At 73.0% G+C, this 12,269-nt stretch carries 6 protein-coding genes; all 6 read right to left on the bottom strand.

Annotated elements, in window-relative coordinates:
• Positions 1-11: 11 nt before the first annotated feature.
• The gene (locus ABT254_RS03260; RefSeq protein ID WP_351462956.1) at positions 12-8,069 is read right to left on the bottom strand and encodes a type I polyketide synthase; all 8,058 of its coding nucleotides are present in this window, start codon (positions 8,067-8,069) and stop codon (positions 12-14) included.
• Positions 8,070-8,224: 155 nt separating this feature from the next.
• Positions 8,225-8,371, bottom strand: a complete 147-nt coding sequence (locus ABT254_RS03265) for a hypothetical protein (protein WP_351462958.1) — start codon at positions 8,369-8,371, stop codon at positions 8,225-8,227.
• 213 nt (positions 8,372-8,584) lie between these two features.
• Entirely contained in the window at positions 8,585-9,274 is a 690-nt protein-coding gene (locus tag ABT254_RS03270; RefSeq protein ID WP_351462960.1) for a DUF4232 domain-containing protein, read from the bottom strand.
• A gap of 191 nt (positions 9,275-9,465) precedes the next feature.
• Positions 9,466-11,067 carry an MFS transporter gene (locus tag ABT254_RS03275; RefSeq protein WP_351462962.1) on the bottom strand — a complete coding sequence of 534 codons (1,602 nt, stop codon included), beginning with the start codon at positions 11,065-11,067 and terminating at the stop codon, positions 9,466-9,468.
• A 156-nt stretch (positions 11,068-11,223) separates the two neighbouring features.
• On the bottom strand, positions 11,224-12,063 hold the full coding sequence (locus ABT254_RS03280; RefSeq protein WP_351462964.1) for a PaaX family transcriptional regulator: 840 nt from the start codon (positions 12,061-12,063) through the stop codon (positions 11,224-11,226).
• Positions 12,060-12,263, bottom strand: a complete 204-nt coding sequence (locus ABT254_RS03285) for a hypothetical protein (RefSeq protein ID WP_351462966.1) — start codon at positions 12,261-12,263, stop codon at positions 12,060-12,062. Before ABT254_RS03285 ends, ABT254_RS03280 begins: the two co-directional genes overlap by 4 nt.
• Positions 12,264-12,269 lie beyond the last annotated feature (6 nt).

Raw genomic sequence — 12,269 nt, forward strand, 5'->3', positions numbered from 1 at the left:
TTGTGCAACAGTCACGGTGTTTCTCCCAGGGAGTCGAGCCATGCGCGGACGGCCGCCACGGTGGTCGGAGCGTGCTCCTGCATGAACGAGAAGTGGTCGCCGGGCACGTCGACCCGGGTGTGCGGCAGCGGCCAGGTCGTCCGCCACTCCTCGGGGCCCGCGCTCGCCGCCATCTCGGGCGTGGGCCGGGTTGCCCGCACCAGCAGGGTCGGGGTGTCGACCGGTTCCGGGTCCCAGCCCAGGAACATGCGGGTGTACGCCCCCAGGGCCGCGACGCCGGCGTCCTCGTCCCCGGGAAACTCGGTGCCGCCCAGTCGTGGCGCGATCACCGCGGGCAGGGACAGCAGCCAGTCCTTGTCGCTGTTGCCGTCGTTGACGAGATAGGTGTCCAGCAGCACTTGCCCCACAGGAGCCGCCCCCAGCGCTTCGAGCCGCCGGGTCACGGCATGTGCCACGGCACCCCCGGTGCTGACGCCGACGACCACGAAGGGCCTGCCGCCCACCTGCCGCAGCACCGACTCGGCGTGGGTGCGGGCCAGGGTCTCGCGGTCGGCCGGCACCGCGCTGCCCGCACCGATGCCCGGGTGCGGGAACTCCAGGACGTCAAGCTCCCCCTGAAAGCACCCGTGGAAGCGAGCGAACTCCCCGCCCGGCGCGGCGGACGTCGGGTGGGTGCCGGTGAAGAACACGAGCACCGGACCGCCGGTCCCGCCACCGGTGGCGCGTCGCACCGGCGGGATCGAGTGCTGCCGGCTCTCGGCCGCGTCGAACGTCGGAACCGCCCAGGACGCCGTGACCAGCATCTGCATCGCGGCGACCACCTGTCCGGCCTCGCAGACCCGCCGGTAGAGCGAGGACAGCGTCTGAGCGGGACGTGGACCGGCGGTGTCGGGTGCCGTCGCAGGCAGGTCGTCCTCCAGCAGGCCGAGGATGTGCCGGGCCAGCCCCTGAGCCGTCGGATGCTCGAACAGCACGGCGGCCGAAAGACGCAACCGCAGCGCCATGCTCAGCCGGTTGCGGACCTGCACCGCCATCAGCGAGTCGAAGCCCAGCTCCGCGAAGGACCTGCCGGTCGGCAGCGCGTCGGCGTCCGGGTGTCCGAGCACCGCCGCGACGTCGGCGCTCATCAGCTCCGTGAGCCTGTCCTCGCGTTGTCCGGCGGGAAGCCGGGCCAGCACCCGACGCCACGCTCCCGGCTCCCACGGCTGCTCGGAACCCGGGCGGGCCTTCTCGACGGCCGGCGTACGAGGGCGCACCAGCCCGTGCAGGAGCGGCGGCAGCGGCCCTTGGACCGCACGGAGGCCCGCCCGGTCCAGCAGAACGGGCGCCAGCACGGGCCCGCCGTCGCGGAGCGCCGCGTCGAACAGGGCCAGACCCCGCGCCGTGGACAACGGCCGGAGCGCGCCCATCTCCCGCTGCTGTGTCCCGGCCATACCCCCCGCTGCCTCCCACGGCCCCCACGCCAAGGACACCGCCGGCAGTCCGAGTCGGGAGCGGTGATCTGCCAGGGCGTCCAGGAAGGAGTTCGCCGCCGCGTAGTTGCCCTGGCCCGCGCGACCCAGCAGACCGGACACCGAGGAGAACAGGACGAACGCCGACAGGTCCAGGTCGCGCGTCAACTCGTGCAGATGCCAGGCCGCATCCGCCTTCGGCCGCAGCACCGCGGCCATCCGCTCGGGGGTCAGCGCGGTCAGCACCCCGTCGTCCAGCACCCCGGCGGCATGCACCACGGCGGTCGGCGCGGGCACACAGCTGTCGATCACCTCGGCCAGCGCGGCACGATCGGCGGCGTCGCAGGCCACGATCCGCACCTCGGCGCCCAACTCCTCCAGCGCCGCGCGCAGTTCCCCGGCGCCCGGCGCCTGCGGGCCCCGGCGCCCGGTGAGCAGCAGGTGTCGTACGCCGTACGAGGTGATGAGATGGCGGGCGAGCTCCGCACCCAGAGCGCCGGTGCCGCCGGTGATCAGGACCGTGCCCGCCCCGAGAGAGACGTCGGCGGTTGCGGTGTCCTCGGCGCGAACCAGTCGCGGCACGTTCAACTGGCCGGAACGGATGGACAGTTGTGGCTGTCCGGTGGCCACGGCTGCCGGCAGGAGCCGTAGCGACTCGGGTCGTCCGTCCACGTCGACGAGGACGACACGCCCGGGTACCTCGGACTGGGCCGTGCGCACCAGCCCCCACACGGCGGCACCGGCCAGGTCGGGGTCCGGTGCGGTTGCGTTCCGCGTCAGCACCACCAGACGCGAGCCCGCCGTGCGCGGGTCGTCCTGCCAGTCCTGCAGTGTGCGCAGCACCTTGGCCGTCAGCGCGTGCACGGCGGGCAGCGGGTCCGGCTCCGGGCCGAGCGCCGTGAGGACCAGGGTGTCCGGTTCGTCCACGGCGGTGTCCACGAGGTCCGGGAGCAACGCGCACAGGTCCAGCTCGTCCGGGCCGAGCACCGCCCACCGTGCCGTGACGTCCCGTTCGCCGCCGGACGGTTCCGCGGGAGTCCAGTCGGGGCGCCACAAGGCATCCCGCACCACGTCGCGTTCGGCCGTCGGGACGGGGAGCTTCCGGGTCACGAGGGAATCCACGCGGACCACAGGGCGGCCCGCCGGGTCGGCGAGCGTCACCGAGAGCGCATCCGCTCCGGTCGGGGCGATGCGTACGCGTATCTCCGACGCCCCCACCGCATACAGCCGCACGCCGGTCCACGCGAAGGGGACCCGCAGAGCCCCGGCCGTGGATCCTGTCAGCAGCGGTGCGTGCAGTGCCGCGTCCAGCAGAGCCGGATGGATGCCGAAGCGGTCGGCGCCCGTCAACTCACCTTCTGGCAGCCGTACTTCCGCGAACAGGACGTCCCCCCGCCGCCACACCGACCGTACGCCCCGGAAGGCCGGCCCGTAGGTGAGGCCGTCCTCGGCGAGACCGTCGTAGGCGTCCGTGAGGTCGACCTCGACGGCGCCTTCCGGGGGCCACGCCCCGAGTTCCGGGTCCGGCGGCGGAGACTCCCCGGGGGCCGGGCCGAGCAGACCGGTGGCGTGTCGGGTCCAGGCGGGCTCCGCGTCCACGTCGGGGCGGGCGTAGACCTCGAACGGCCGTCGGGCGGAGCCGTCCGGCTCGTCCACGACGAGTTGGACGTGCACCCCGACGTCCGGGGCGAGGGTGAGCGGGGCCACGACGAGGAGTTCGTCAAGGGCCCCGCAGCCGACTTCGTGGCCCGCCTGTACGGCCAGTTCCACGAATGCCGTCGCGGGGACGAGGACCGCTCCGGCGATCGCATGGTCGGTGAGCCAGGGGTGCGTGGTGGGGCAGAGCCGGCCGGAGAACACCGTGCGCCCGGTGTCCGGGACCGTGAACGCCGGGCCCAGCAGCGCGTGTTCGCGGGTGCCCGCCGCGGGGGCCGGGGTGCGCGGCGCGTCCAGCCAGTAGCGACGGCGCTGGAAGGCGTATGTCGGCAGGTCCACCCGCCGGGCCCCGCACTCCGCGAGCGCCGCGGTCCAGTCGACCCGCGCCCCGCGCACATGGAGGCGGGCCACGGCGGTCAGGAGGGTCCGGGGCTCGTCTTCGCCGCCGCGGGTGGCGGTGACGCACAACGGCACGTCGCCGTCCTGACCGGTGAGGCACTCCTCGGCCGCCGCCGTGAGCGCGGGGCCGGGGCCGATCTCCAGGAACGCCGAGACACCGTGGTGCCCGAGCCAGTGCAGGGCGTCGGCGAACCGCACCGGCCGGCGGGCGTGCCGTACCCAGTACTCCGGGGAACACAGCTCCGCGTCCCCGGCCGGGCGGCCGGTCACCGCCGAGACCACCGGTATCCGTGGCGGCCGGAAGGCCAGTGCCTCGGCGACTCGGCGGAAGTCGTCGAGCATCGGCTCCACCAGCGGTGAGTGGAAGGCGTGGGCGACCCGCAGACGTACGGTCCTGCGGCCGCGCGCCTCGAACCCGGCCGCGACGGCGAGCACCGTCTCCCGTACGCCGGAGATCACCACCGAGCGCGGCCCGTTGAGGGAGGCGATGGCCACCTGGTCGCCGACGCTCTGGAGCGCGGAGAGGACTTCCTCCTCCGTCGCGTGCAGGGACACCATCGCCCCGCCGGCGGGCAGGGCCTGCATCAACCGGCCGCGGGCAGCCACCAGTTCTGCCGCGTCGGGCAGATCCAGTACCCCTGCGACGTGGGCGGCCGCCAGTTCTCCGACGGAGTGCCCGGTCAGGAAGTCGGCCCGTACACCCCAGGACTCCAACAGCCGGAACAACGCCACCTCGAAGGCGAACAGACCGGCCTGGGTGAAGTCCGTACGGTCGAGCAGGGCCGCCGCCTCGGGCGAGGCCCGCTCCGCGGACAGCACCTGCCCCAGCGGCACTTCGAGACGGTCGTCGAGCTCCCGGCAGACCTCGTCGAAGGCGGTGGCGAAGACGGGGAACGCGGCGCGCAACTCGGCGCCCATCCGCACGCGTTGGGCTCCCTGCCCGGTGAACAGGAAGGCCGTGCGCAGGCCCGGGTCCGCGACGGCCCGCATCGAGCCGAAGCCGTCGCCGTCCTCGGCGAGTGCTTCGAGGGCCGCGAGCGTCCGCGCTCGGTCGTCGGCCGCCACCATCGTCCGGTGCGCGAGCGCCGGCCTGGATACCGCCAGGGAGAAGCCGACGTCGGCCGCGGAGAGGTCGGGGCGGCCGGTCAGGTGGTCCGAGAGGCGGCGGGCCTGGGCCCGCAGGGCTGCCTCATCGGCGCCGGAGAGCAACCAGGGCACCCGCGGTTCGGCGGCGCCCTGAAGGGGCGTGGGGCTGCTTTCGTGTGCGGCTCCGCCGTGGGGCGCGACCGGCGACGACGTATCGGCAGACGACCGACGACCAATCCTGGAACCTGGCGCGGAGCGCTCGGGCTCCTCCAGGATCACATGCGCATTGGTGCCTCCGATGCCGAAGGCGGACACACCGGCCCGGCGCGGTCCGGCGTCCGTCGCCGGCCACGGGCGGGCCTCGGTCAGCAGCCGCACCCGTCCGGCGGACCAGTCGACGTGCGGTGTCGGGGCCTGCGCGTGCAGGGTCCGGGGGAGTTCCTCGTGGTGCAGGGCCTGCACCATCTTGATGACTCCGGCGACTCCTGCGGCCGCCTGGGTGTGACCGAGGTTCGACTTGACCGAGCCGAGCCACAGCGGCGGCCGGTCGTCCGGCCGCCCCTGGCCGTAGGTGGCCAGCAGCGCCCTCGCCTCCAAGGGGTCGCCGAGCGTGGTGCCCGTCCCGTGCGCCTCCACCGCGTCCACGTCCTGCGCGCGGAGCCCGGCGTCGGCCAACGCCCGTGTGATCAGCCGCTGTTGGGCCTGGCCGTTGGGGGCCGTCAGCCCGTTGGACGCGCCGTCGGAGTTGACCGCGGAGCCGCGCAGCACGGCCAGGACCGGGTGGCCGTTGCGGCGGGCGTCGGACAGCCGCTCCAGCAGCACCAGGCCCGCGCCCTCGGCCCAGGCGGTGCCGTCCGCGGCGGCCGAGAACGACTTGCAGCGGCCGTCGGGCGCCAGTCCGCGCTGGCGGCTGAACGCCGTGAACGGCTTGGGCGTCGCCATCACCGTGACCCCGCCCGCCAGCGCAAGGGAACACTCCCCCGAGCGCAGCGCTTTCGCCGCCCAGTGCAGCGCGACCAGCGAGGAGGAGCACGCGGTGTCGACGGTGATCGAGGGCCCGCGCAGGCCGTAGACGTACGAGATGCGGCCCGAGGCCACGCTGCCGGCCGAGCCCAGGCCCAGATGGGCCTCCAGCTCGTGGGTGGTGAAGCGGGCGGAGTAGTCGCCGTGCATCACGCCCACGAACACGCCGGTGTCGCTCTCACGGATCGTGGCCGGGTCGATGCCCGCCCGCTCCCAGACCTCCCACGAGGTCTCCAGCAGCAGTCGCTGCTGCGGATCCATGGCCAGCGCCTCGCGCGGCGAGATCCCGAACAGACCCGCGTCGAACTCCGCGGCCCGGTGCAGGAATCCGCCCCTGCGGGTGTACGAGGTGCCGATCCGTTCCGGGTCGGGATCGTAGAGGGTGGCCAGGTCCCAGCCCCGGTCGGCCGGGAAATCCGAGGTCGCGTCCCTGCCCTCCGACACCAGGCGCCACAGGTCCTCGGGCGATTCGACGTCGCCGGGCAGGCGGCAGCCCATGGCGACGATCACCACTGGATCGTCTGCGCTCGCGTGCACGGCGGAGGGCGGCCGATCGGCGGTCACCGGGGGGAAGAGGGTGGTGTGCAGGTGCCGGGCCAGCGCGGCCGGTGTGGGGTGGTCGAAGACCAGCGTCGAGGGCAGCCGCAGCCCGGTCGCCTCGCCGAGCCGGTCGACCAGTGTCACGGCGCCCACGGAGGTCAGGCCGAGGCCGGTGAACGGGCCGTTAGCGTCGAGCCGTTCGTACGGCCCGCTGCCGCCGACCGCGGCAATCTCCGCGAGCACCGCCTCGCGCAGCGCCCGTTCGCGCCCCTCCGGCGGCAGGGACAGCAGCCGCTGACGCAGGGCTCCCGCGGCGGCCGTCGGGGAGGACGGGGTGGGCCGGGCCGCTCCCGTGACGACCGCGTGGCGGGCGATCTTGCCGGACGCCGTGCGGGGAACCGCCGCGATCTCGCGGATCTCCACGGGCAGCTTGTAGGCGGCCAGCCGGGAACGGCACGCCTCCAGGACCTGCCGCGGGTCGAAGCCCTCCGGGCCCGGGACGACGTGGGCCACCGGGACCTCGCCGAGGACGTCGTGCGGAACACCGACCACGACCGCGTCCCGCACGCCGGGGCAGCGCAGCAGGGCCTGTTCGATCTCCGTGGGATGGATGTTCTCGCCGCCGCGGATGATCAGCTCGCTGACCCGGCCGGTGAGGGTGAGATGACCGTGTGCGACGCGCCGGCCGAGGTCCCCGGTGCGGTACCAGCCGTCCCGCAGCGCGGCCTCGGTCTCCTCGGGCCGGTTGTGGTAGCCGGTCATCAGGCTCGGGCCGCGGACCCAGAGCTCGCCCTCGTCGCCGTCCGCGACATCGTTGCCTGAGCCGGGATCGACGACGCGCACCTCCATGCCCGGCACCGGTGGACCGCAGGAACCGTCGACCCGCGGCCCGTCCGGCCGGTTCACCGCGATCATGCCGCAGGTCTCGGTGCTGCCGTAGGCGTCGAGCAGCGGAGCCCCCAGCAGCTCCTCCACCGCCCGGCGCAGGGCGGGTGCGCTCGGGGCGCCCGCCACGATGCAGGTCCGCAGCCCCGGAGGGGCCGGGGAGGGGTCCTTGCGGGCGGAGGCCAGCAACTGGTGGTAGGTGGCAGGCACTCCGGCCAGGACGGTGCAGGGGCCCCCGAGTTCTTCGCGCGGTGTGCGCAGCTCCCGCAACAGGCCGCCCGGCGGGAGGAGTTCGGCGGTGATCCTGGCGCTCGCGCCGACGGCCGTGACACCCAGGACGGCAAGAGAGTGGCCGAAGCTGTGGAACAGCGGCAGCGGCCACAGCAGCCGGTCCGCGGAGGAGAGCCCGAAGAGCGGGGCGTAACAGGCTGCCGCCGACCACAGGGCGGCCCGCTGCGTGGACAGCACGCCCTTGGGGCGGTGCGTGGTGCCGGAGGTGTAGAGCATCCAGGCGGGCTCGTCGAGGCCGAGGTCGTCCCGGGGCGGCCCGGCGGGGGAGGGGGCCGAGGCGACGGCGTCGAAGAGGACCGTGCCGTCAGGGGCGTCCTCGGGGAGGGGTCCCGGGCCGGTCAGCAGGATGCGCGGACGACGTTGTCCGGGACCCGGGCGGTGCAGTCGTGCCAGGTGCGCGGGGTCGGTGACGAGGACCGAGGCGCCGCTGTCCTCGAGGAAGTGGGCGAGTTCCGCGTCGGAGGACCGGGGATTGAGCGGTACGCCGACCGCCCCCGCCCTGACGACGGCCAGCACACTCTCCACCGTCTCGACACAGTTGCCCAGACAGATCGCGACCCGCTCGCCCCGCCGAAGGCCGGTCCGGGCGAGGTGGGCGGCAAGCCGGCCGGTGCGCCGCTCCAACTCCGCGTAGGTGACGGCGCGCAGGTCGTCGGCGAACGCCACACGTGACGGTGCCTCCCGCGCGTGTGCCTTCAGCAGCTCCGGCAACGGCCGGATCAGCCCGTCGTGCGTCATGTTCCTGCCCCTCCGGCGCGTGCTCGGCACGGCTGCCGTCAATCCCCTTGCAGGTCAATGGTGTTGAGCCTACGGGGAAGAGGGCCGGGTGATCGAACATTCCGGCGGGGCGGCGTACGAGAGGAAGCCTCTCCTTCAGTGGAAAGGCCCCTCCCTCACTGAGGACCGGACTGCGGGCCGAAGTCCGACGGGTCCCAGTCGTTGCTGCCGGGCGCCTGCGGTGCCTGGTGCTGCATCTGCTCCGCGGCCACGCGGGCTTCCGCCACGACGTCGCCGCGCTCACGCAGCAGGCTTTCGTACACCGGTAGGTGATCGTTTCCGGTCGGGTGGGGTGTCACAGTCTGGTCCTTCTCCGTGGTGATCTCGGTCCTGCGGGCTGGCCGGTCACGGATCCCATGACCGACCAGCCAATAAATCAGGACGGGCGGACAGAATTGAGGAGAAGGAGAACCCCTTCGGTGTCCATGGTGAAAATGTCCTGTGGGGCCCGGATACCGTCCTGTGGGGGCCCAGGACTAGGCGGCTGCCACGGCAGTGGCGGTCACCGTGTTGTCGCACTCGGCGAGGACACCGTCGTCCAGGGCGACCTGGTGTGCCCCGGAGCCCGGCAGGCCGACCACCATCGTCGGGTAGGTGACCGGCTTGGCGCCGGACTTGCAGTAGCCGTCCGCCTCGCCCTGGACCTGGACGAAGGTCAGCTTCAGCCAGGCCTTGGCGCCCGGTGCCAGCTTGACCGGCGTGGCGGTCCCGGAGGGCGTCACCTTCAGCGGGGCGTTGTGCTCGGGGGAACCGTTGCCCGCGCCGGCCACGGTGGGGTGGCCCTGCAGGATGCACGGCCGGGCGGAGGCATTGGTGAACTCGACCACCGCCGCTCCGGTTCCGGTGCCCACCGGGCGGTCGGCGGCCTGGTGCGCGGTCACCTTCAGGGCGGTGGCCGCGCACGCCTTCACGGCCGTACCGGTGGAACCGGACCCGGATATGGGGGATGCGGTCGCCGTCGGGGCCTTCGAGGTGGGCGTGGGGGAGGGCTCCTGGGTCGTCGCGGCCGGGGTGGTGGTGGAAGCGGACGGCGCGCTGCTCGGCGCCTGAGACGACGTTTCGGCCCCCGCCTTGGAGCCGTCGGCCTGACACGCGGTCACCGACAGGGCGGCCAGAAGGGCGGCGATCGCCGGCGCGGCCTTGCGGATGCCGTTCACGTACTGCATGGAGTCCCCCGAGTTCGGATGGTGCGGGCCCGGTCCTTCGCCGGCGCCCGACCATGGAGACACGACTGCCTCACCGGGGGTTTCCGCTGTGGATCAGCTGTGACACGTGTGGATCTTCTGTGACAGTGCGGTGACGAGAGGACGCCGGCCCGATGGACCGGCGCCCTCTCGTCGGGGGACCTGAAGGCCGGTCAGGCGGCCGCGGGCTCCTCCTCCGTGATGCCGACCGTCGCGTCCTTGTCGCCCTTCCCGCGCAGCGCGATCACGCTGAGGAGGCAGCAGGCCAGGGCCGAGATGCCGCAGATGACATAGCCGATGGCGTACCCGTTGCCGAGGGCTTCCAGGGCGAGGGGGACCGCGCCTCCCGGCGGGGAGGACGGCGGTACGGAGTTGGAGGCGAGCGGGCCGCCCTCCGCCGCCACCTGCCCTGCCGCCGCCTTGACCTCGGCGGACAGCGGGGAGGCGGCCAGCTTCGAGGTGAACTCGGTTGCCGCGTGGCTCAGCGCGATCGCGCCGATGACCGCCGGGCCGAGAGTGAAGCCGAAGTCGCGCAGCAGGCTGGTCGATGCGCTGGCCATGCCCGCGTAGTGGACCTCCACCGTATTGACGGCCGTCGCCGTGATCGAGGAGACCGTCAGTGCGAAGCCGATGCCGACCAGGCCGATGGGGAGGATGAGAGAGGTCAGGGCGCGGTCGTGGACCGAGAGGGTGGCGGCGATGAAGTCTCCCGTCGCCATCAGCCCGAGACCGGCACCGAGCACCCAGCGAGGGCTGACCTTCTCGAGGAGCCGGGAGATCAGCGGCATCAGCAGCAGCGTCCAGGCGTTGAGCAGGATGAAGGCGAACGAGCCGCGCAGCGGGCTCTGGTGCTGGATCGGCCCGAGCCGGATGCTGGTCGCGTAGGCGGTGCCGAGGTAGCTGAACATGCCGACCACGGCGACGAACGACGCCACCGCGAACGCCCGGTTCTTGAACAGATCGAGCCGGAGCAGCGGGGAGGCGGCCCGGCTTTCGGCCACGATGAACAGGCCGATGAACACCGCGGCGACCACGTATGCGATCACCACCGGCGTCGCACTCCAGCCGTCCGCCGGGCCCTGGATCACCGCGTAGAGCAGGGCGAACATGCCGATGCCGATGGTGATCTGGCCGGCCAGGTCGAGTGAACGGCCTTCCGGTGCACTGGAGTTGTGTGCCAGCAGCTGGCTGAGCACGGTGCTGATCAGGGCCAGACCCGTCACGACGATGAACGCCCACCGCCAGGAGCCGTAGTTGCCGGTGATGCCGCCCAGGACGGGGGCGACGAAACCGCCGCTGGACAGGGCCGCCGCCCAGATCGTGATGGTGCGGGCGCGGTCCTTGGCCGAGTGGGTTCCGGCGGCGATCATCGCGAGCGAGGTCGGGAACAGCGCCGCCGCGCCCAGACCGGCGATGGCCTGGCCCACCCAGAGCATGTGGATGCCGGTACTGGCGGCGGCCAGTGCCTCGCCGACCACCAGCAGCGCACCGCCGCCGACCAGCAGCCGCTTGCGGCCGAAGAGGTCACCGAGGACGCCGAAGGTCAGCTCCAGTACGGAGACGGGCAGCAGGAACGCATCCGAGATCCAGGTCAGTTGCGAACCGACGGGGTGCAGGTCCTCCTGGAAGAGCCCGTTCAGCGTGGCCGGCATGGCCAGGGCGATCTGTGCCAGACAGACCGCGAAACAGCCGGCGATCAGAGTGCCGACGGGCAGGCCGCCGGATGGTTGCGAGGCGGCGGTGGCGCCGGTTTGGGTGCGCGTTTCGGTGGACACGAATGCTCCCCTTTGAGCGGCTGGGCGGCTTCGAGCGATGTGGGGACCCCGAGAACGCGATGAATGTAGGGCAGTTTTTCGACGGCGGTCAATAGATTGCCCAGTAACCGTGGACATGGCTGTGCCCGGCAGGTGCCACCGGATGCTCGGGCCGTCCTACGGGACGGCCACCGCGATCACGTCCAGAGCGCTCGAGGCCGCCTGACGGGCCGGCTCCTCGCAGCGGCGCGCCAGCTCGTGGAAACGCTCCTCCGCGCGGGCCGCCGGCCAGTCCTCGGGCAGGTGATCCGCGGGCAGATGGGGATCCTGGCGGACCTGGTCCAGCCAGTCGGTGTGCAGCAGCAGCTGCCGTACGAGGGCGTCCGCCGGCTCGTCGGCGTCCGTGCTCCAGCGGGCCAGGAACGCCTCGTATCCCTTGGCGACGGACTCCACGTCGAACGCCGTGTGCAGGATCGTCCGGGCGTCGGTCGGGGCGACGGCCGCGGCTGACTGGAAGACGCGCAGATACGGGTCGAGGTCCAGCCCGGCGACGACCCCGGGCACGTCCACCGTGCCGGGCGCCACCCACAGGCCGTTCTGCAGCGGACCGAAACCGCTCCACAGCAGCCGGGAACGCAGGTCGTGCCGCTCGCGTCGCCACGCTTCCGGGAGGGAGAAACCGACCAGGGTCCAGGTGCCGTCCCAGGTGCGGTTGACCGCGCCCGTGCGCCAGATGCGGTCGTGCCCGTCCTGGAGCACGCGGATGGCGCGGGGCGTCGGGCCGAAGTACGTCTTACGGCCGCGCCGGTGCCGTTCCAGCAGGCCGCGCTTGACCATGCGGGTCAGCGTCGACCGTACGGCGTCCTCGGTGATCCCGGCCTGCCCGAACACGTCGATCAGACTGCTCGCCGACAGGGCAACGTCCCGGCCCAGGGCGTGAATGCCGAAGAAGCTCAGCATCAGCGACTGCGGCCGGGGTGCGCTGCCCGCCTGGACCGGCGGATCGAAGCTGGTCACCGGGCAAGGGTAGATCCGGTTCGTTGCACCTCGACGGACAGGTCGTTGTCCACCGTGTAGTAGGGATGCACCACGTTGCCCGCGACGGTCAAGGCCCGGCCGTCACTTCCGGCCTGGGGCTCCAGGGTGCGCACGGCTCCGTCGGGCCCGCGCAGCCGCAGCACAACGGCCGCTCCCGCTCTGCCCGCCGGCCGGGCCACCGTCGC

This window comes from Streptomyces sp. NPDC001137 (assembly GCF_040298885.1).
GTDB lineage: Bacteria > Actinomycetota > Actinomycetes > Streptomycetales > Streptomycetaceae > Streptomyces.